Source organism: Dankookia sp. P2 (assembly GCF_050632255.1).
Lineage (GTDB): Bacteria > Pseudomonadota > Alphaproteobacteria > Acetobacterales > Acetobacteraceae > Paracraurococcus.
Window position 1 is genome coordinate 3,322,426 of the sequence record NZ_CP192581.1, and the last position, 19,489, is coordinate 3,341,914.

Annotated in this window: 19 protein-coding genes and 2 pseudogenes; 12 read left to right on the top strand and 9 right to left on the bottom strand. The window is 69.4% G+C overall.

Features of this window, described 5'->3' with window-relative positions:
* The first annotated feature begins 70 nt into the window (after window positions 1-70).
* The 6 genes from ACQ86J_RS19645 to ACQ86J_RS19670 all read left to right on the top strand — a co-directional run bounded on the left by ACQ86J_RS19645 (window position 71) and on the right by ACQ86J_RS19670 (window position 5,042).
* Window positions 71-268: a helix-turn-helix transcriptional regulator gene (locus ACQ86J_RS19645; RefSeq protein WP_431266834.1), complete on the top strand. Its 198-nt coding sequence runs from the start codon at window positions 71-73 to the stop codon at window positions 266-268.
* A complete protein-coding gene (locus ACQ86J_RS19650; RefSeq protein ID WP_431266835.1) occupies window positions 268-465 on the top strand; it encodes a hypothetical protein in 198 nt (65 codons plus the stop codon). Before ACQ86J_RS19645 ends, ACQ86J_RS19650 begins: the two co-directional genes overlap by 1 nt.
* Window positions 462-2,363, top strand: coding sequence for a DUF3987 domain-containing protein (locus ACQ86J_RS19655; protein ID WP_431266836.1), 1,902 nt, complete (start codon window positions 462-464; stop codon window positions 2,361-2,363). The genes ACQ86J_RS19650 and ACQ86J_RS19655 overlap by 4 nt, the downstream gene beginning before the upstream one ends.
* Window positions 2,364-2,470: 107 nt before the next feature.
* The gene (locus ACQ86J_RS19660) at window positions 2,471-3,205 is read left to right on the top strand and encodes a hypothetical protein (protein WP_431266837.1); all 735 of its coding nucleotides are present in this window, start codon (window positions 2,471-2,473) and stop codon (window positions 3,203-3,205) included.
* Between the two features lie 164 nt (window positions 3,206-3,369).
* On the top strand, window positions 3,370-3,789 hold the full coding sequence (locus ACQ86J_RS19665) for a hypothetical protein (protein ID WP_431266838.1): 420 nt from the start codon (window positions 3,370-3,372) through the stop codon (window positions 3,787-3,789).
* Complete coding sequence (locus ACQ86J_RS19670; protein WP_431266839.1) at window positions 3,786-5,042, top strand: site-specific DNA-methyltransferase; 1,257 nt, start codon at window positions 3,786-3,788, stop codon at window positions 5,040-5,042. The genes ACQ86J_RS19665 and ACQ86J_RS19670 overlap by 4 nt, the downstream gene beginning before the upstream one ends.
* 197 nt (window positions 5,043-5,239) lie before the next feature.
* Here ACQ86J_RS19670 and ACQ86J_RS19675 read toward each other — a convergent pair whose 3' ends face one another.
* From ACQ86J_RS19675 to ACQ86J_RS19695, 5 genes are all read right to left on the bottom strand, one after another.
* A complete protein-coding gene (locus tag ACQ86J_RS19675; protein ID WP_431266840.1) occupies window positions 5,240-5,794 on the bottom strand; it encodes a hypothetical protein in 555 nt (184 codons plus the stop codon).
* A complete protein-coding gene (locus ACQ86J_RS19680) occupies window positions 5,760-6,692 on the bottom strand; it encodes a hypothetical protein (protein WP_431266841.1) in 933 nt (310 codons plus the stop codon). The genes ACQ86J_RS19675 and ACQ86J_RS19680 overlap by 35 nt, the downstream gene beginning before the upstream one ends.
* Before the next feature lie 108 nt (window positions 6,693-6,800).
* On the bottom strand, window positions 6,801-8,315 hold the full coding sequence (locus tag ACQ86J_RS19685; RefSeq protein WP_431266842.1) for a VPA1262 family N-terminal domain-containing protein: 1,515 nt from the start codon (window positions 8,313-8,315) through the stop codon (window positions 6,801-6,803).
* A gap of 313 nt (window positions 8,316-8,628) precedes the next feature.
* Window positions 8,629-9,330 (bottom strand): recombinase family protein, encoded by a 702-nt coding sequence (locus ACQ86J_RS19690; protein WP_431266843.1) that lies wholly within the window; start codon window positions 9,328-9,330, stop codon window positions 8,629-8,631.
* 112 nt (window positions 9,331-9,442) lie between these two features.
* Window positions 9,443-9,631 (bottom strand): DUF3489 domain-containing protein, encoded by a 189-nt coding sequence (locus ACQ86J_RS19695; RefSeq protein ID WP_431266844.1) that lies wholly within the window; start codon window positions 9,629-9,631, stop codon window positions 9,443-9,445.
* A 1,076-nt stretch (window positions 9,632-10,707) separates the two neighbouring features.
* Here ACQ86J_RS19695 and ACQ86J_RS19700 point away from each other — a divergent pair.
* The 6 genes and pseudogenes from ACQ86J_RS19700 to ACQ86J_RS19725 all read left to right on the top strand — a co-directional run bounded on the left by ACQ86J_RS19700 (window position 10,708) and on the right by ACQ86J_RS19725 (window position 14,913).
* Window positions 10,708-11,058: a lipocalin-like domain-containing protein gene (locus tag ACQ86J_RS19700; protein ID WP_431266845.1), complete on the top strand. Its 351-nt coding sequence runs from the start codon at window positions 10,708-10,710 to the stop codon at window positions 11,056-11,058.
* Window positions 11,059-11,066: 8 nt separating this feature from the next.
* Complete coding sequence (locus ACQ86J_RS19705) at window positions 11,067-11,702, top strand: hypothetical protein (protein ID WP_431266846.1); 636 nt, start codon at window positions 11,067-11,069, stop codon at window positions 11,700-11,702.
* A gap of 185 nt (window positions 11,703-11,887) precedes the next feature.
* Complete coding sequence (locus tag ACQ86J_RS19710) at window positions 11,888-12,019, top strand: hypothetical protein (RefSeq protein WP_431266847.1); 132 nt, start codon at window positions 11,888-11,890, stop codon at window positions 12,017-12,019.
* A gap of 636 nt (window positions 12,020-12,655) precedes the next feature.
* Window positions 12,656-13,066 carry a hypothetical protein gene (locus ACQ86J_RS19715; RefSeq protein WP_431266848.1) on the top strand — a complete coding sequence of 137 codons (411 nt, stop codon included), beginning with the start codon at window positions 12,656-12,658 and terminating at the stop codon, window positions 13,064-13,066.
* Window positions 13,067-13,181: 115 nt separating this feature from the next.
* Window positions 13,182-13,259, top strand: a pseudogene (locus ACQ86J_RS19720) (hypothetical protein); the annotation flags it as partial.
* A gap of 157 nt (window positions 13,260-13,416) precedes the next feature.
* Entirely contained in the window at window positions 13,417-14,913 is a 1,497-nt protein-coding gene (locus ACQ86J_RS19725; protein ID WP_431266849.1) for a PHA/PHB synthase family protein, read from the top strand.
* A 42-nt stretch (window positions 14,914-14,955) separates the two neighbouring features.
* Here ACQ86J_RS19725 and ACQ86J_RS19730 read toward each other — a convergent pair whose 3' ends face one another.
* The 4 genes and pseudogenes from ACQ86J_RS19730 to ACQ86J_RS19745 all read right to left on the bottom strand — a co-directional run bounded on the left by ACQ86J_RS19730 (window position 14,956) and on the right by ACQ86J_RS19745 (window position 19,274).
* Window positions 14,956-15,267: a hypothetical protein gene (locus tag ACQ86J_RS19730; protein ID WP_431272725.1), complete on the bottom strand. Its 312-nt coding sequence runs from the start codon at window positions 15,265-15,267 to the stop codon at window positions 14,956-14,958.
* Window positions 15,268-15,367: 100 nt separating this feature from the next.
* A pseudogene (locus ACQ86J_RS19735) lies at window positions 15,368-15,811 on the bottom strand (HlyD family efflux transporter periplasmic adaptor subunit); the annotation flags it as partial.
* 346 nt (window positions 15,812-16,157) lie between these two features.
* Window positions 16,158-18,305, bottom strand: coding sequence for an ABC transporter permease (locus ACQ86J_RS19740; protein WP_431266850.1), 2,148 nt, complete (start codon window positions 18,303-18,305; stop codon window positions 16,158-16,160).
* Between the two features lie 213 nt (window positions 18,306-18,518).
* Entirely contained in the window at window positions 18,519-19,274 is a 756-nt protein-coding gene (locus tag ACQ86J_RS19745; protein WP_431272470.1) for an ABC transporter ATP-binding protein, read from the bottom strand.
* Window positions 19,275-19,489 lie beyond the last annotated feature (215 nt).

Here is a 19,489-nt window from a genome sequence, read left to right on the forward strand (position 1 = left end):
TCGGGATTTCGTCTGACCCCTAATCCCACCGCAGAAAATCGCGCCGATGTTCGGCGCAGGAGCTGCGGTCATGACCTTTTTCCCTTACGCTCAACGCCGGTTGAGCCAGAACGACTTGGCTGAACGGTGGAAGATCAGCCCGAGAACCTTGGAACGCTGGCGTTGGATTGGCCAGGGGCCGGCGTTCATGAAGATCGGCGGCCGGGTCGTGTACCGGCTCGAAGACGTCCTGGCCTACGAGGCCGAAAGCCTGAGGGGCGTCCTCTGATGGACACCGCGTCCGCCGCCCGGATGTCCGACCCGGCGCTGAACCCGCACTTCCGTCGCCGCTGGCAGGAGCCGCCGGACGAACCCGTCACCGCGGTCAAGCCCGACCGCGCGCTCACCGCCATGGCGCAGGCGTTTCGGGATGCCTGGCTGCGCTGCGAGCTCGGGCCGAAGCCCCGTGATCGAGGTGGCGCATGAACGCGGCCGCCCCCTTGCAGGCCGACCGGCGCGAGATCGACCGCTTCGTCGCGGCACTGTTCCGCTACGCTGACGGCGGTACCTTTGTCTCGCTCCGCTCCTTCCACGATGGCGGGCAGAAGGTGTTCGCCATTGAGGCTCATGCCCTGACGGGGGACCTCGACGCCCTGATCGATGCGGCTTTGAACCAGGCGAGCCGGGCGGCGCGCGCTGGATCCCCCGTCGTGTTTGCCCCGCCCATTGCCACCTTCGGAAATTCCTCCTCCGCGACCGAAGCGGACCTGTGCAACGGCCTCGCGCTGAGCGTCGAGTGTGACCGTGCTCCGACTGCCGCCCGCACCAAGCTTGAAAGCCTCATCGGGCCTGCCACGGTCATCGTCGCCAGCGGGGGCGAGTGGCTCAATCCGGACACCGGCGAGTATGAGCCCAAGCTGCACCTGCACTGGCGGCTGAGTGAGCCGACCCGAGATCAGGCCGAGCACGCCGCACTCAAAACCGCGCGCAGTCTGGCCATGGAGATCGTCGGGGCGGATCCGACCAGCAAGCCGACCGTGCACCCGTTGCGCTGGCCCGGCTCATGGCACCGGAAGGCGCAGCCGCGGCTTGCCCGGATCGTGGCGGAGGCCGATGCCGAGCTCGATCTGGATGAGGCGCTGGAGCGGCTGCGGGAAGCCCGGGCGGTCGTCCGGCCGACGGGTGCCGGGGCGAGCGCTCCCTTGACCGATAGCGGGCATGGGGAAAGCCGCGAGACGGCCGAGCTGATCGCCGCCATTCTGAGCGGATCGGATTACCATGCCCCGCTTGTGGCACTGGCGATGCGGTACCTGAAGGCCGGGATGCCCGATGGCCAGGCTGTGCAAACCCTACGTGGGTTTATGCTGGCGGTCCCGGAGCGACTACGTGACCTGAAGGACGGCACGGTGCAGCCGGGCCGCTGGCAGGCCCGATCCGACGATATCTGGAGGACCGTGTCGACGGCCCGGGCCAAGCTCGGTGAAGCCAACGCAGTCGCCAAGGACGGCGGTAGCCAGGAGACGCAGTCCGCCGAATGGCCGGACCCGGTAGACTTCCTTGCCAGTGACGAGGCGACCGGTGCCCCGGTATTGCACTCCGACCATGTGCCGGACGCCCTCGCGCCGTTCATACTCGACGTGGCTGAACGCATGGGCGTGGACCCCGCAATGGTCGCCCTCGGTGCGCTGGTGGCCCTGGCCACGGTGATCCACGACGATTTCCGTTTGCAGCCGAAGCGCCATGACGATGAGTGGACGGAGAGCCCCCGGATCTGGGGCGCGATCGTCGGTGACCCGAGCGTCCGCAAATCGCCGGTCGTCGCCGCGGTAACCCGACCGCTTGCCGCGCTCGAAGCTCAATTCCATACGGTCTGGGATCAGGCGATGCGGCAATACAAAATCGACCACGCTCGGTGGAAGAAGGAGAAGGACGCCGACCCTGCCGCAGAGCCCGTCCGACCGCTCCGTGAGCGGGTGATGATTGAAGACACGACGACAGAAGCGATTTCGGAGGTGCTGCGCACCGACAGCGAGGCGACCATGCGGGCCCCGGCCGGCAAGGTACTCGTCCGGCAGGACGAACTCTCCGAGTTCCTGGCCAATCTCGACCGGTACCGTGCGAGCGGAGGCGGCGGAGACCGCGGCGCTTACCTTCGGCTCTACAACGGCGGCGCCTTCTCGGTGGACCGGGTCAAGCGCGGCACGCTCACAATCCCCAACTGGTCAGCGACCTTCCTCGGGGGCATCCAACCCGAGCCGATCCAGCGCATTGCCAAGGAAGCCGCCGACGACGGGCTGTTGCAGCGATTCATGTACGTTGTGCCAGGCCCGAGCGTGGCTGGCGTCGATCGACGCCCCGACGCTGCGGCCCGAGCTTCGGTATGAAGCCTTGTTCGGCCACCTTGTCCGTATGCGGCGCACTGCAGGCGTGCCGGAGCCGAGACTTGTCCTGCACTCCGATGCGCACGTGCACCGGGAGTTCTATCGACGAGTTGGCCGAGTTGATGAAGGCAATGCCAGACACGTCGCCGAAGCTGAAGTCGGCCCTGGGGAAGTGGCCTGGCCTGTTTGCTCGCCTCGTGGTGGTCTTTCATCTCATCGATGTCGCCGATGCTGAACTGCGGGGTCAGATGGGCTTGGCGGGTCGGTACCAGGTGCCGGCCGCGACGGCAGCCCGGGTGGCAGCGTACATGCGTCAGGTGTTGCTGCCGCACCTCCTTCGGGCCGATGCCGTGATGTACCTGACGCCGCAAACTGGGCACGCCCGCTGGATCGCGGGCCATATCCTGGCGCACGAGCTGAAACGGGTGACAAAGAGAGATGTGGTCCGGAGCTACGGGCCGTTGAAGCCGACCGAACGTCAGGCTGAAATCGCCTCGGTCATGGAGAGCCTTGTCACCATGGGCTGGCTGGCACCTGAGCCGAGCGCGAACGCCGCCAAGCCGCCAACGGCGTGGCAGGTCAATCCGAAGGTGCAGGTGCTGTTTGCCGAACGGGCAAAGCGGGAGAAGGAACGCCGTGACGAGGCACAGCGTGCAACCGCAGAGGCGATTCTGACGGAGCCGGACGGAGTGATTTGTCGAACTTGTCGCCTCGCGCGCGGGAGCGTCGCAAGGCATTCTCTTCCTCTCCCTACTCTTTCCGCGACGCTGCTGCATCCATCCCCCTCACGCGCGCAAGGCGACAAGTTCGACAAAGTAAGGACCGCCGGCCACTCTGGCGAATAAGCTAGAGGTGTCTGTACCTGCTCTACAAGGGCTTCGCATTAGGTGCAGCCTGACGATCTGCCGCGAATATCTGCCCGCCATCGCAGAAGAGCGCAAAACGTCGTATTTGCGGTGTATTGAACCGCTGACTCCCGATCTGGTATTCTCTGCACGCCGCCGCTGTCGTGCAGCGCGGCGCGGAGCACGCGAGGATGCCGCAGAAGCCGTTCACCCCGACCGACGAGCAGCGCCGCCTGGTCAAGGCGATGGCAGGCTATGGCGTGCCGCACGACGACATCTCGCTGGTGGTGAAGTGCAGCCCGCCGACGCTGCGCAAGCGCTTTCGGCAGGAGCTCGACATCGCCACCATCGAGGCCAACGCCCGCGTCGCGCAATGCCTCTACCAGCAGGCCACCACGCCGGGGAACATCGCCGCGACGATCTTCTGGCTCAAGGCGCGGGCCGGCTGGCGCGAGAAGCACCAGGTCGAGGTGACCGGCCGGGATGGTGCGGCCCTGCAGCCGCCGACGGTGATCATCCGACGCATGATCATCGACCCCAAGGAAGCCAACCCGACCCGCACGATCGAGGGGGAATGCGAATGAGCGCCGCGCCGTTCAGCCCGAAGTTTCCGGCCTACAAGACCGCATCGGTCGCCGACCTAGTCCCCTATGCCCGGAATGCTCGTACCCACTCCGAGGCGCAGGTGGCGCAGATCGCCGCCTCGATCCGCGAGTTTGGCTTCACCAACCCGATCCTGGTCGACGGCGAGCGCGGCGTCATCGCCGGCCACGGCAGGCTCATGGCCGCCCGCAAGCTCGGCCTCGCCGAGGTGCCGACGATCGAGCTCAGCCACCTCACCCCGGCGCAGCGGCGGGCCTATGTGCTGGCCGATAACAAGCTGGCGCTGAACGCCGGCTGGGACGATGACCTGCTGCGGATCGAGCTCAGCGAGTTGCGCACCGAGGGCTTCGACCTCGGCCTGACGGGGTTTGATCCGGACGAGCTCGGTCGTCTGCTGATCGAGGCGACCGATGGCCTGACCGACCCTGACCTGGTGCCGGAGCCGCCGGCCGAGCCGGTCAGCCGCGCCGGGGATATCTGGCTGCTGGGCCGGCACCGACTGGCCTGCGGCGACAGCACGGACCCGGCGGTGGTCGAGCGGGTGCTGGCCGGCGTCCGCCCGCACCTCATGGTCAGCGACCCGCCCTACGGCGTGGCCTACGACCCGGCCTGGCGCAACCGCGCCGGGCTCAGCACGACGGCCCGCACCGGCAAGGTGGAGAATGACCACCGGGCCGACTGGCGCGAGGCCTGGGCGCTGTTCCCGGGCGACGTCGCCTATGTCTGGCACGGCGCCCTGCACGCCACGACGGTGGCCGAGAGCCTGACCGCCTGCGGCTTCGACATCCGGGCCCAGATCATCTGGGCCAAGGACCGCCTGGTGCTCGGGCGCGGGCACTACCACTGGCAGCACGAGCCCTGCTGGTACGCGGTCCGCGGTACCGGGCATTGGACCGGCGACAGGAAGCAGACCACGCTCTGGCAGATCGCCAGCACTGGCCAGGACGCCGAGACGGTCCACGGCACGCAGAAGCCGGTCGAGTGCATGCGCCGGCCGATCGAGAACAACTCCAGCCCCGGCCAGGCAGTCTACGAGCCATTCTCGGGGTCAGGCACCACGATCATCGCTGCCGAGATGGCCGGGCGCGTCTGCCATGCCGTCGAGCTCTCGCTGGCCTATGTCGATGTCGCCGTCCTGCGCTGGCAGGCCTTCACCGGCCAGCAGGCGGTGCTGGAGGGCAGCGGGGCGAGCTATGCCGCCACGGCTGCCGCAGGACGCGCCGAGGCCGCCTGAGCGGCACAGGCGCGGCCGTCCAGCCACGCAGCCCTGTTCACCACGGACCAACGACCGTTGCTCGGTGGTGAACAGGGAGGGACGGCAGGCATTTCGACCGGTAGAGGCATCATCCCAGATCACCACAATCCAGACCTTTACTAAACTGGCGGCAAATCTGATTTTGGCCGAAAGTGGATCGGCTGTTTACGAGCCCGTCAATCGGAAAACTGCCGATCGCTCCAGTGATATCGCCGTTGGAGGAACTCATCAGTTGCTGCGGCTGGGAGATCGATAGAGAGACCCGGCAGCCAGTCTGCATCGGCTGCTGATCGGCGTTTCGCATGGGCCATAACCTGATGCCGAGAGATCAGCCGGAAGAACTCAGAAATGGCTGAGCTTAACGAGGCATGCCATCGCAGTTCCAAGCTGCGCAGATCATCCGAGAAGGAACGCTCCAGCTCGGCGAACGACTTTTGCTGCTCGCCCTCGATGAGCCAGCCCACCACGCCGTAGTCCAATGCGCTCCGGGCAAGAGAGGTGAGGTTCTGCCCCTCGTCCTCCGCAAAATTCCAGCCCTGCCATCGCTCGAAGGCCGCGCGCCAAAGCGCACGTCTGCGATCGGCGCCAGCCCGCGCTCGAAACACCGACAGGCAACGGGTGACGTTTGCCCGGCTATCGCTATCCGACGTGCTCAACGAGACGCTTTCGACATAGGCCTGAAGCGCGGTTCCATCGCTACGGGCCAGAGCCCGACCGAAAGCAGCCTGCATGTGGGGATGGCGAACGGGGTAGTGATTGCACACGGCGAGCCAACGCGGCCAGTCGTCCGCGTCCTTCGCCAAGAACGATCAGCAGGTTTCTGAGTGCCGTTTCCTCCTGAGGCAGTAGATCACGCACTTCTCGGTAGGCGACGCGTTCCAGTGCCGCGAACCGGGCGTATCCGTTCCCGCTGGCTGATGCGAGACGAAGGGCATCCACGAGCGGCAGTGGCGCCATGAGGAGATGGCTGTGCAACCACCCCTCGCTTCTATTGGCCAGACGGATCAGGCGCGGCCAGTCGAGAAGAAAGAGCGCCAAAGTTGCTTGTCGCGCACCCGGATCGGGGTTTGGCAGCTGCTCGAAGGCTCGGGCCCGCTCTCTCAACTCCGCCCAGTCCCGCGCCCGTTCGGCCTCCTGCATGGCATGCAGATGTTCGCGCTCCCAGACGGGCGCATCATCGAGAACTCGTGCTACCGGTGCTCGATGGCGCAGCACGATCTCGAGCGCCGCGATTGTGAGGCGGCATCCTCGAAGACGAGCCTGCACCGCTTCCCAAAAGCCCCCATCCGAGTTCCAGGCCGCCACAGACACCAACGCCGCCTCGATCCGCAAGTTGGATAGATCCTGGTGTGGGTCCCAATCGGCGAGCGCCTTCACGGTCCAACCAAGACGTCTCGCCAGATGGAGAGCCTCTTCAGCCGCCAAACCCGACGAGGCGGCCAGGGCGCATGGAACGTCTCCAAGGTCCGCGTGCGTCGCTGACGTCAGGCGCTCGACCATGGTGTCGGCGTTCGACGCCTCCGGTTCCGCAATCACGCCCTCAATGCCGGGGGGAGCGACGACCTCCCCATCCCAAACATCGAGGAGCCGCCGAACCGCCAATGCGGTTTCCCTCACCAGGACCTCCATATGACGTGCTGCGGCTCGTCTAAGGTCGCCCAGAGATCCTCGAACGCCCCGGCCACCATGGCTGGGTTCGACACCCGCTGCAGGATGTGATGGGCTTGGCCGAGGCTGTTAACGGAGGTTCCAAGCGACCATGCCCGCGGGCCATCGCGCATGTTCGGAAAGATCAGGAAGCGGTCGTGAAAGTGCCAGCCCTTTGGCCCCCGGCGGGTTTCGGTACTCCAGGCGCAAACCCTCACGATTTCCGGCATCGTGTTCGAGAACGGCTCTTTGCCGATCCGGAAAAGACGGCCTCGGTGCCGCTGGTTCTTCCGGGGTTGAGCAGTCCTGGCAAGTCTTGCAGGGAGGATCGCCACCGTCCGTCAGCGCGCGAAGCGAGGCGCCGCTGTGACAGCAGAAGAAAAGAGTCCGGAGAAGGTCTTCTGCAGAGAGATATGGGTCCCATAGATCCACTCCGGTCTCGCCGTGCTTGTCGATGAGGAAGCGGACATCGGCCAGAGCCTGAATCTGCTGTGCCGACGAGTTCGCCTGGGGGCGGTATTGAACGAAGTCGCGAGTCTCATCGAGCCGGCGCTTCTCCTCGAGGTCCTGCCGGCGACTAAGCCAGAAATTCGCATCCTGGCGGGCCTCCGTGCCAACTAAACTGGTCCTCGTCTTTGTGAGCTTTACCCGCTCGGCAACGGGCTGACCTCTTAAGTCGGGCGCGTTGAACAGACGCGGTTCGTGCTGGATCACATGCATGTCTAGGCTGATTCGCCTGATCGTCGATGTCGATGGCGTCGCCCCGACCAGAATGCCCACCTCGGCGTCCCAAATTTCCATTTCCAGAGGTTGGCGGTGACTGTCGACTGGCAGACGAGCGCCATGCGTGAAGCGTTCGCTGACTGCCGCCCCGGTTACGAGCTCGTCCCATCGGGTGCGGGCGGCGGTCGCCAAGGTACGTGGCGTGGAACCGTTGCGCCATGTCACTGCGACATCGGAATGCTCCGCGCCGCGGGGTGCGGTGACGCTCGGCACCAGGACTGTGACAGGAAGCTGGATCAGAACATCGCCGAGAAGATCCGCGAGGCCGGCAAACGCGATCGGCACGCCGGCTGAAATGGCATCGGAGAGTACCTGCAACCGTCGCCGGTCGGCGAAGAAGGGCGCGAAGGGCGTCTTGTCCTGGTCCGTGAGCCGGAACACGTGCGATCCCGCCCAAAAGTTGTTCTTCAGAACATTGTTGATCGGAACCCGGACCGTTCCGTCGGGTGGGGCAAACATGGCGGGATCGGGGCGCAAGGTGCCCGTCCCGAGCGTGTGCCCGCTCAAGGTCCACTCTCCCGAAGCAGCGAGCGTTGACAGGGCTTGATCGAGGGCCGCGACCGGCCGGAGCGTGCGCATGACGCCAAACGACCAATCCCTGAAGCCGTCGATCCGCCCGATCCGTTCGGTCAGGCGCTCCGGCCGTTCGGTATCGCCGATATTGGGGCGACCCTCCGCGAGTACCGCGACGGACAGGACGTTGATCGTAGCACCTCCGCGCGGCGTACCAATCACTTCGATCAGCTCGATATGGTCGAACGCGCCGATACGGCCTGGGGCGAGAAGGAAGGCCAACTCTTCACGCAACTTGTCGAACGTCATGATCGCTCCCGGCCACCTTCCAAATGATCGCAAACGTAAGGCACCTTGGAAACCCATGCGGCCTAAGCCGGTGTCGGATTCGCAGATGCCGGCGAAGGACAGCGAATGGAAGGCAGAGATGGACGCTTGATGTCAGAGCCTTGGCAGCATTCCATCCGACCGTCACCGATCTCAGCCGGCGAAGGGGAAGGCATGTCTGCTTTCAAGGAGGCGATGACGGCCTCCATATGGCCGTGATAGGCGCAAAGCGGACATCGAGGCCTTCAGCGAGCTGCTGCCACCAACCACCCAAGCTGACAATGCATTGAAACGGTCACCCCGCGGCACGGGCAACCACCCGGGCGACGGTGGTATGTGTCCAGGCACCATGACCTGATGGTACCGGCACCCCGCGTTCATTCAGTACCCGCGCTATGGCTGCTTGGCTGGTCACGCCATCGGTCCGCAGCCGCTCCACCTCCAGAGCCAACCGGTGCGCCGTTCGCTCGGCTCCCTCGCGTCGCGCCCGAGCTGCTGCAATAGCGCTGGGGCCATCTGGGGGCCGGTAGCCCCGGTCGCCGCCCAGCACCGCCCCACGCGCCTTGGCGGCCGCCAGCGCGGCCTTGGTTCGCTCGCTGATCAGCTCCCGCTCCTTCTGTGCCATTGCGGCGTAGATCCGCATCATCAGGTCGTCCGCTCCAGGCATGTCGGCCGCCCGGATCTGGTAGCCGTCCTCCAGCAAGCCCGAGAGGGTGTGGGCGCGCCGGGTGATGCGGTCGAGGCGAGCGGCGACCAGCACCGCCCCGAGTTGCCGGCATCGCGCCAGAGCCGCCTGGAAGCCCGGCCGGCGGTCATCCTTGCCGCTGGCCACGTCCTGGTACTCGGCGACCAGCGTCCAGCCCTGCGCCTCGATATAGGCCCGCACGCTCGCCTGCTGCGCCTCCAACCCGAGGCCGCTATGGTCCTGCTCGGCGGTCGAGACCCGGTAGAGCCCGACCGCCAGCCGGGCGGCGCCGTGGGGCAGCGCTGGCCGCATCAGCCCGCCTCTGCCAAGCGGTAGACGGTGTAGCTGCCCTTGGCCCCCTCCTTGCCGGGTCCGACCTGGCGGACCCGCTCGGCGGCCTCGACCGCGAGGCCCTGGCGCCGCTTCAGGCCGGCAAAAAGCCGCGGACCGTGTGGGTCTGCCAGCCGGTGGCCTCGGCGATCTGGACGACGGTGGCGCCCTCGGGCCGGCGCAGCATGGCGAGCACTTGCTGCTGCTTCGTGCCCTCGCGCGGCTTGCAGGGGCCGGCGGTGCGATCAGCCGACGTCGGCTTGGCCAGGAGGCCCCGCAGCATGGCGATCGCGCCGGGCAGGTCGGCACGCTGGCTGGCCTCGTCGTCCCACGCGCTGAGGACCCGCTGGGCGGCATTGCGAAGGCTGGCGCGGGCTGCCGATGCCGACGTTGCCGTGGCGGCCTCCGGGGCGGCGTCTGACAGCTGGGGCCCTTCCGGGTCAGATGCCGCGAGCAACCCGCAGTGAACCTCCTCGGGGCCCGCCGGGGGTTAGCCGTCATGCCCGCGTCGAGGGCGAGCGTGGCGCTACCCTGCGGCTCGGCGCCGATGGCCAGCAGCCCGGCGTCGGTCACCCGAAGCGCGCTCCAGGCGCCGTCTTGCTGGCGCCAACCGAGGCCGATGTACTCGAAAGGCGCGGGACATTCTTCGACGTAACCGCCCTTGAGCAGGCTGCGGAGCACCGCGTTGCAGGCAGCCGCGGGGAGGTGCTTGGGCGGCGTGGCAAGGCGATGGGGATGCTGGCTAGCCTCGGCAAGGACGCGGAGGGCGGTGTCGGAGAGGGCCATGGTCGGGGCTCCAGGTTCAGCACCCGACCCGCCGGGTGCTACGAGCCCAAGCCCCGCCGAATGTCGGGCGGGGCGGCGTGCCGGCAATCACCCCAGCGCGTGAGCGACCATTCGCTCTGGTGCGTTTGAAAGTGAAGCGGATACTCACGTCACGTACTGCACAGAGCATCCACATTGAGGGGAAGCGTTGCCATCAGCATCGGGGTGCGGCGAGCCTATTCTGGCTTGACCTAAGCCACCGTTGGCATGTGCGCCTCCGGACCGTGCGCGAGCGCTCAGCCACGAGCAGCTCACGTAGGTCCGCTTGCTGTCGGCATCATCGGCTTCCCTACCGGCCTGTCCGCTTCTGACGCATTGACGCTGACATCGTACGGTCAATAACCTGTCCGTTCGGGAGGGTATAAAATGCGAGCCAGAATACTGCGCCGTGAGATTATGGCGGCCGTTGCGGCAGTGATCTCGGTGCTAAGCGTTAGTCGAGCACGCGCACAAGGCGCTTTGGCGACGAAAGCTACTGAGAATAGTACTAGCATTGTCGGCACTTGGAAGGTGGTCGGAGCCACGTCTCGCGACGTGAACGGCAAGTCCCTTCCGCAACCCTACGGCCCCAAGGGTATGGGTCTCGTGACACTCAACGCGGACGGACGAATGATGGCCGTGCTGTGCGACGGCCGCGCTGAATTGCCGGAAGGCACGCGGCGCGATTACGCCTCGTACTGCGGAAATTACACGTTCGACGGTACGACCCTGGTTACTAAGGTCGATGCATCCTCAGGAGGCAGGATTGGCATCGGCAGCGACCAGGTCCGAAAGGTTCGGTTCGAGGGCAGCCGCATGGTACTTACGCCCCCACCAGCAGAGATCAGCGGAGTGGTGCAGTACCGGGACATTTTCTGGGAGCGGATCAGCGCCGACCCCGCATAGTTGATTTCTTGCATTTTGCGGCGAAGGGAATCGCGCTCGGGCATTGGCTGATCAGTGGTGTCGATGGCGGGCGGTTGTTCGTCCGCTGCTTCGACGCCGGCATGACCGTCCGGGAGAACGTCGTCGGTGATGTGCTGGCCTCGCTCACCACGCCGATCTGGAACTCCCCCTCTAAGGCCTGGACTGGCGGCGCGCCGATGGCGGACTCGTCGCTCAACCGCCGCATGACGGTGCGGCTCGGCCCGAGCGTCGCTTTCGCGCAGATCGGCATCTGCGGCTTCGACGGGACGATCGAGCTTGAGGCGCTCCGGCTTTATGGCCTGCCGGGAGAGGCGCCGGCGCTGCTCTGCGGGACCCCGGCACTGCCGGTCGGGACACGGGAGTTCCAGGCCGAGGTGTCTTGGGACCTGCCGTCGCTGGCACCAGGCAATACCAGCCTGCTCGACGTGACGGTCGCCAATTGCCGGGTGGGCGACTTGGCCGATGCCGCGCTGGCCTCGTCGACCCGGTTCATCGAGCTCGACGCGACGGCCTGGACCACCAACACCGTCCGGGTCATGGCGCGGAACATCTCACCATCCGCCACCTTCGACCTCAACTCGGCCACCCTGTCGGTGGCCGTGACGAAGCGGCGCGTGCAGTAGCGCACGCCCAAGTAAGGCGGCACGACGCCCCCGGATCCCGGAGATACGTTTGCGGCGAACCAGCGCGCGATCTGGGGCGCGGTGAAACATCCTGGCGAGGACAGTTTCCGGCGCGCGGCAATTTCTCGCTGCTGAACCGGAGCTTCCAGATAGTCGGGCGGCTGTAGGGGATGGGGGACCAAAGCATGAGCGAGGACGACGTAGCGACGAAGCTCGCCGTGCACGAGGCGGTCTGCGCCGAGCGGTGGAAGCAGGCAAACGAGCGCCTCGGGCGCATCGAGTCGTGCTGGCGGCCATCGTCCTGCTGCTGCTGGTAGGCGAAGGAAGCGTCATCGCGGTACTGCGACGAATGCTTAGAGATTAAGGAAGGCGAAGCCTGAGCGGCTGTCTGATGCGTGCGCTCCGCCCGCTCCCGCTGTCGCCCGTCCTGCAAGGCGGCTACCGCAACGTCTGACCCACCGCGGACCTTCGGCAACTCCGCATGTGGCCATCGCCTGCGACATCAGCCTAGATCAACCGCGGGTAGGAGCCGCGTCGAGCGCTGCGCGATCTGCTGCCAACCGGAGTGGTGCCGGTCCATCCACGCAGGGTGTTCCAAACTACACACGAGGCTTGCGTTGCCTCGAGCAGTCGTTCCCATGGCGTCGGTTCGGGACCGCGCGGGCCCGCGACGCCGTTGATCTCCATCAATGCACCCGCCACTGGCCCAGGCTTAAAAGAGGCAAGCATCCCGCTACGGTCTAAGGACGCCCCATGTCAGTCATGCGAGGCCTGCGGGCCTACCACGCGCTGCTGGCTTTGCTGGTCGTCGCCGCTTACCTCACGGGCGAAGTAGGGACCGTCCACGCGCTGCTGGGCTACGCGATCGCGGCCATCGCCGCCCTCCGCATGCTCGCGGCCCTCTCCGGCGTCCGGCCACTCGGGCTGGAGCGCTTTACCCGAAGTTCGAGGGGTTGCGCGTCGGCAACGCCTTCACCCACCCCGCGGTCAGCCGGACGCTGCTCGCCGGCATTGCTGCCTGCCTCCTGGCCGCCACGCTGAGCGGGATCGCTCTCGACCGCGGCCGCACGGTCGGGCTCGCCGCCGGCGGCCAAGCGGTCGTCGCGGCGCGCTCCGACGAGCACCGGCCCGAGCGCGCGCACCCCGGGCGCGAGCGGGAGGACGGCGGCGGTGTGCTCGGCGAGGCGCACGAGGCCGTCTCCGACCTCCTGGTGCTCGTGGTCGGGCTGCACGTCGCCTACCTGCTGGCCTTCAAGCGGCCCCTCGCCCGCTTCATGCTGTTCCTCGACGGCGGCGAAACGGCGCGCACGCCCGGAAAGCCCGCGCTGACCACCGGCCCGGCCGGGCCGGCCGGCGTGCGCTGACCGGCCGCGGCGACCGCGCGCGAGGAGCACGATGCAAGCCGAGGAGGGAGCCGGCCCCCGCCTGGCGCCCGCCGCCGCGGGACACGATGGCCGGGCCGCAGCCATGCCGTCGACCATGCACACGGCCGGGCCGGCGGAGGACTTCGCCACACTCGACCGCGCCCTCCGCGCGGCGCAGGCGCGCGCCACCCAGGGCGTCTCGCCCTTCGCCGTCCTCGCGCCCTGGGCGGACTGGACCCTTCCACCTCGCCCGCGCGCCGGGCAGGCAGCTCTCGCTCGCGCTGCGGGCTCAGCGCCTCGCCGCGCGCTACGCGCTGTGGCTCGCCCGCTCTGCCGCGGACCCGGCGGCCGTGCCCGTGCCCGGCGACCGGCGCTTCGCCGACCCGCGGTGGTCCGACTGGCCGTTCGCCGCTGTGGCGCAGGCCTACCTCCTCTCCGAATCCTGGTGGCTGGAGGCGGCGCGCCGGGTCCCCGGCGTGACGCGCCGGCACGAGGAGCAGATGCGCTTCCTCGTGCGTCAGCTCGCCGGGCTCGCCTCGCCCGCCAACCTGCCCTGGCTGAACCCGGCAGTCCTCGACCGGACGCTACAGGAGGGCGGCGCGAACCTGCTGCGCGGCGCGGGCAACTGGCTGGAGGACTGGGACCGCCTGCTCGCCGGCCGTCCGCCGGCGGGCGCGGAGCGCTTCGTGGTGGGCCGAGACGTCGCCGCAACGCCCGGGCACGTCGTGCTCCGCAACGACCTTATGGAGCTCATCCAGTACGCGCCGGCGACGGAGGCTGTGCACGCCGAGCCGGTGCTGATCGTACCGGCCTGGATCATGAAGTACTACGTCCTCGACCTCAGCCCGGGGAACTCGCTCGTCCATTGGCTCGTAGAGCGGGGCCACACGGTGTTCCTGGTCTCCTGGAAGAACCCGGACGAGCGCGACCGGGAGACCAGCCTGGACGACTTTCGTCGACGCGGCGTCATGGCGGCGCTCGACGCCGTCTCGGCCGTCCTGCCGGGGCGGAAAGTGCATGCCTGCGGCTACTGCCTGGGCGGCACCATCCTGTCCATCGCGGCGGCGACCATGGCGCGCGACCGCGACGCCCGCCTCGCCTCGGTGACGCTGCTCGCCGCGCAGACCGACTTCGCGGAGGCCGGCGAGCTGATGCTGCTGACCGACGAGGAGCAGGTAGGCTGGCTCGAGGACCTGATGTGGGCCCAGGGCTACCTCGACGCGCATCAGATGGCCGGCGCCTTCGAGGCGCTGCGCCCGGACGAGTTGCTCTGGTCCCGGCTGGTCCGGCGCTACCTGCTCGGCGAACCCAAGGAGGCCTCTGACCTCATGGCGTGGAACGCCGACCGGACGCGTATGCCCGCGCGCATGCACGGCGAGTACCTGCGGGGCCTGTTCCTGGAGAACCGCCTGACCGCCGGTCGCTTCGCGGTGGAGGGGCGCGTGATCGCGCTGCGGGACATCGCCGCTCCGATCTTCGCCGTGGGCACGGCGCGCGACCACATCGCGCCATGGCGGTCCGTGTACAAGGTGGCGCTGTTCGCCGACACGGACGTGACCTTCGCGCTGGTGGACGGCGGCCACAATGCCGGCATCGTCAGCCCGCCGGCGGGCCGCCCAGGCGTCGGCTACCAGTTGGGCACGCGCCGGCACGGGGACCGCTACATGGACCCGGACACCTGGGCGGCCGGCGCGCCGCGGTACGACGGGTCTTGGTGGCCCGCCTGGGACGCCTGGCTGGCGTCCGCGGGCTCCGGCGAGCGCGTCCCGCCGCCCATGACGGGCGCGCCGGACCGCGGTCTCGTGCCGCTCGACCCGGCGCCCGGCCGCTACGTGCACGCGCGGTAGGCGAGGCCGCGACGGCGCCCCGCAGCCCGGCGGGGCGGAGGTCTACCGGACGCTCCTCACGCGCGCCCCGTCGCGCAGCGCGCTCGGCGGGAACAGGACGACCTGGTCGCCGGGCGCCAGCCCGGCGGCGACGGCCACGAGCCGGGGGCTGCGCCGGGCGACCGCCACCCGCGCCTCGCGCGCGACGCCTTCCCGCACCAAGAAGGCGGCCCAGCCGTCGCCCTTGCGGAACAGCGCGCCGGCGGGCGCCAGCACGGCGTCCTCGACCGTAGCCACGGCGATCCGCGCGTCGACCCGGTAGCCGTCCCCCAGCGAGGCCCAGCGCTCGCGCGGGGAGGTGATGTCGACCACCACCCAGGACCCGCTGCTCCTCGACGCCGAGCGCGGAGACCTTGGTGAAGGCGCCGGGCTCCACCAGACGCACGCGCCCCTCCAGCGGCTCCGGCCCGCCCCACAGCTCGATCGCCACCGCGGCCCCCGGTGCGATCGCCACCGCCTCCGTCGTAAGCACGTCCACGGCCACCTCCAGGTCGGCGGGATCGCCGATCTCCAGCAGCGCCGCGCCGGCGCCGACCACCGTCTCGCTCTCCTGCAGCACGCGCAGCACCCGCCCGGCGGCCGGCGACCGGACCTCGCGCCTCTCCGGGCCGGTCTCCGGCGCCAGGGGCCGCTCCAGCACCGCTCGGGCCTGGTCCAGCTCGTGCTCCGCGGCGTGCCGCCGCTGCTCCGCGGCCCGCAGGTCCCGCGCCGCGGTGCGCTCCGCCAGCTCCGCGCGCTCGAGCTGCTGGGCCGGCACCGTGCCGCGCGCGTGCAGGACGCGGGCGCGGGCGGCGTCGGCCTCCGCCTGCACGAGCTGTGCCCCCGCACGCTCCACCAAGGCCTCCGCCTGGCGCAGCATCGCCTCCGCCGACCCGAGGCGCTCCTCCGCCTCGCGCCGGGCGCGCGCGCTGAGCAGCGCGGAGGGCGCCGACTGGATCTCCGCCAAGACATCGTCCCGGGCGACGGCGTCCCCCGCCCGGACGCCCAGCCGGAGCACGCGCCCCGCCACCGGCGCCGGAGACGACGTAGCGGTCGCGCACGCGCGTCCGCCCGTCCTCCTCGACCGTGGCGACGAAGCGGCCGCGCTCGACCCGTGCCGTCTCGACGCGGACCGGCTGCGGCCGGAAGACCAGGAACAGCGCGCCGCCGAGGATCGCCGCGGCCAGCAGCCAGAGGACCCGCCTGGCGGCCGGAAGGCGCACCGGTCAGTCCCTCGCCTTCAGCGCCGCGACCAGGTCCAGCCGGTCGATCCGCCGTCGCACGGCCGCCGCGCTCGCGGCCGCGGCGCCCAGCACCACGAGCCCGGCGATGCCGAAGGTGGCTGGGCTGATCGAGGCCGGCAGGTCGAAGCTCTCGTTGTCGCGCGAGCCCAGGATCAGCGCGACGGCCGCCTGGGCCAGCGGCAGGCCGAGCGGCACAGCGACGATCGTTGCGATGACGAGCTCGGCGAGCAGGATGCGCGCGACCTCCGCGCGGCCGAAGCCCAGCACTCGCAGGCTCGCCATCTCCCAGCCCCGCTCCTGCAGCGACACGCGAGCGGCGTTGTAGACGACGCCGACCGCGGTGATCACGCCGAAGCCGGTCAGGACACCCGCGGTCGTCAGCACCATCCCGGCGATCACCTCGTCGAACACCCGCAGCGAGACGGCCTTGATATTGGTGGACGCCACCCGCGGGCGCTCCTCCAGCCGCCGCCAGACCGCCTCCGCCTCACGCGGATCCACCCGCAGCGCGACGTGGGAGACGAGGTCGTCCTCGCGGAGCAAGCGGTTCAGCGCCTCGATCTCCATGTAGGCGCCCAGGCCGATCACGTCCTCGACGAGGGATGCGACGGGCACCTCCAGGACCCGGCGCGCGCCTTCCAGCACCTCGACGCGCAGGGGATGGCCGGGCCGGACGCCGAGCTTCGCGGCGAGCCGCCGGCTCACCGCCAGCCCGTCCGGCGGAAGCTCGACGGGCCGCAGGTCGGCGTCGCGCGGGACCTGCAGTTCCGAACCGCGCGGCAGACCGGTCAGCCCGAGCAGGTGGGCGCGGTGGCCGGCGAGCATGCGGACCGGGACGATGCGCTGCCCCTCCGCGGCGAGCACGCCGGGCAGCCGGGCGATCTCCCGCACTGCGCGCGAGGGCCGCGGGTCCGTCAGCGCGACGAAGGCGTCGCCCCGCTCGATCCCGTCGAACTGCAGCGCCACCATCGAGGCAAGGGCGTCCCGCCAGAACAGGCCCAGCACCACCATCGGCACGGCGAGGGCCAGGCCGAGCACGGTGAGGGCGGTGCGCAGGGGACGGCTCAGCAGGCCGCGCAGCGCGATTTTCGCGCGGGGCGAGAGCCTCCGGTCCAGCAGCGGGCCGAGGGACCGTCCGCCGGAGGCCGCGGGCGTAGGCGGCCTCAACCCCTCAGCCGCCGGCAGCCGCAGCGTCCGCCGCAGCGCCGCCAGCACGCCCAGCAGCGCCACCGCGAAGCTGGCGAGCGCGCCCACAAGCGGCAGCCAGGCCGGCAGCACGTAGGGCAGGTCAGGGAAGCGGAAGAACGGCTGATAGGCCGCCAGCATGCCCGCGCCCAGCCAAGCCCCGCCCGCGGCGCCCAGGACGGAGCCGGTCGCGCAGACGGCGGCGACGAACTTCGCGTAGTGCACCGCGATCGGCCAGGACGGGTAGCCGAGCGCCTTGAGCGCCGCGACCTGCTCGCGCTGCGCCTCGACCAGCCGCCCGAGCACGACGTTCAGCAGGAAGGCGGCGACGCCGAAGAACACCACCGGCACGGTCACGGCCATGGTCCGCTGCTCGGCCAGCTTGTCCTCGAGAAAGCGGTGGGAGGGCTGGTCGCGCCGGCCGTGCGCGCCGCGCCCGCCCCAGGGCTCGAGGACCCGGTCCACCTCGGCGACGACCGCGGGCTCCGAGGCGCCCGGCGCCAGCGCCAGCGAGACCTGGTTGAAGGCGCCCTGCATGTCGAAGGCGCGGGCGACCGCCTCCTCGTTCGCCCACAGCACCACGAACCCGCGGTCGTCGGGCAGCGGGCTGCCCGGCCGGGAGGTGAACACGTACTCCGGCGAGTGCGCGATGCCGACGACCCGGAAGGCCTCCCGCCGGCCGTTCAGGATCGCCGCGACGGCATCGCCGGGCCGCACGCCCCAGGCCTCGGCGAAGGCGGTGTGCAGCACCGCCTCCTCCGGCCGCAGCGCATCGGGCAGGCGCCCGGTCACCAGGCTTAGCCGGTTCAGCACCGGCTGCCCGCCGGGTGCCGGCAGCGAGAGCACCCGTCCGGCCACGGGCGAGGGCGAAGCCGGCCAATCCACGCGGAGGTCGCCCGCCACCCGCCCCTCTACCGCGGTAGTGCCCGGGATCTCGGCAAGCACCGCGAGGAGGCTTCGCGGGGCCTCGCTCCAGCGAGGCGAAGACCTCGGCGAACCGGGTTCCGGCGTAGTGGGCCCGCTGCGCGCCGAGCAGCGAGAGCCAGGCGCTCACCGACATCCCCAGCACGGCGACGCCCGCGCCGACCAGCAGGGCGATGGTCGCCACCTGGCCGCGCATGGCCACCAGGTCCCGCAGTACCTTCCGGTCGAGAATGCTCACCAGGCCAGCTCCTCCGGCGCTCTGCGGCGCGGGTTGGCTTCGGCGGCGACGACGCGGCCGCCGGCCATGCGCAGCACCCGGTCGGCCATGCCGGCGATGGCTGTGTTGTGGGTGATCACCACCGTAGTGGCGCCAACCTCACGATTTGCCCGTGCAATGGCGGCGAGCACGAGGCGGCCGGTCTCCGCGTCGAGCGCCCCGGTCGGCTCGTCGCAGAGCAATGCGTCCGGGCGCTTGACGATGGCCCGGGCGACGGCGACGCGCTGTTGCTCCCCGCCGGAGAGCTGGCCGGGGAACCGGTCCAGCCGGTGCGACAGCCCGACCATGCCGAGCGCCTCCTCCGGCCGCATTGGGCGCCGCGCGATCTCCGCGACGAGCGCGACGTTCTCGCGCGCGGTCAGGCTGGGAATCAGGTTGTAGAACTGGAACACGAACCCGACGTGCTCCCGCCGGTAGACGGTCAGGGCCGCCTCGTCTGCCCCGGCTAGCTCGTGGTCGCGCCAGGCCGCGCGCCCGGCGGTTGGCGCGTCGAGCCCACCGAGAATGTTGAGTAGAGTCGACTTCCCGGACCCCGACGGCCCGAGCAGCACAACGAACTCCCCGACGGCGATGTCGAGGTCGAGGTCGCGGAGGGCATGCACCGCGGCGTCGCCGGCGCCATAGCTCTTGCACAGCCCGCGGGCGACGAAGACGGGCGCCCCGCGCGACGGGCCATGGCGGTCGCCTTCCGCTTGGGCCGGGATAACGGGCATCGCGTCCACCCAGGTTTGGACCGACGCGATCCCGATGCGGAACCGACGGCGGCTCGTTTCCACACCTACTACATCTCGTGGCGGCCTAACTCGGCCTTGATCCACGTCATGGCCGTGTCCGACGACAGGGCCTACCGGTTCCCGGCAAGATGCGAGGCCATCGGGCCGCGTTCGGGAGGAGCCGTCATGATCGCCAAGGACCTGATGACCGAGGG

What these genes read in the sequence shown, in the direction of transcription:
- ACQ86J_RS19645 (WP_431266834.1), top strand. Translation starts at nt 71, where the DNA reads ATGACCTTTTTCCCTTACGCTCAACGCCGGTTGAGCCAGAACGACTTG.
- ACQ86J_RS19650 (WP_431266835.1), top strand. Translation starts at nt 268, where the DNA reads ATGGACACCGCGTCCGCCGCCCGGATGTCCGACCCGGCGCTGAACCCG.
- ACQ86J_RS19710 (WP_431266847.1), top strand. Translation starts at nt 11,888, where the DNA reads ATGAGCGAGGACGACGTAGCGACGAAGCTCGCCGTGCACGAGGCGGTC.
- ACQ86J_RS19685 (WP_431266842.1), bottom strand. Translation starts at nt 8,315, where the DNA reads ATGACGTTCGACAAGTTGCGTGAAGAGTTGGCCTTCCTTCTCGCCCCA.
- ACQ86J_RS19745 (WP_431272470.1), bottom strand. Translation starts at nt 19,274, where the DNA reads ATGCCCGTTATCCCGGCCCAAGCGGAAGGCGACCGCCATGGCCCGTCG.
- ACQ86J_RS19675 (WP_431266840.1), bottom strand. Translation starts at nt 5,794, where the DNA reads ATGCAGGCTGCTTTCGGTCGGGCTCTGGCCCGTAGCGATGGAACCGCG.
- ACQ86J_RS19670 (WP_431266839.1), top strand. Translation starts at nt 3,786, where the DNA reads ATGAGCGCCGCGCCGTTCAGCCCGAAGTTTCCGGCCTACAAGACCGCA.
- ACQ86J_RS19680 (WP_431266841.1), bottom strand. Translation starts at nt 6,692, where the DNA reads ATGGAGGTCCTGGTGAGGGAAACCGCATTGGCGGTTCGGCGGCTCCTC.
- ACQ86J_RS19695 (WP_431266844.1), bottom strand. Translation starts at nt 9,631, where the DNA reads ATGCTGCGGGGCCTCCTGGCCAAGCCGACGTCGGCTGATCGCACCGCC.
- ACQ86J_RS19655 (WP_431266836.1), top strand. Translation starts at nt 462, where the DNA reads ATGAACGCGGCCGCCCCCTTGCAGGCCGACCGGCGCGAGATCGACCGC.
- ACQ86J_RS19690 (WP_431266843.1), bottom strand. Translation starts at nt 9,330, where the DNA reads ATGCGGCCAGCGCTGCCCCACGGCGCCGCCCGGCTGGCGGTCGGGCTC.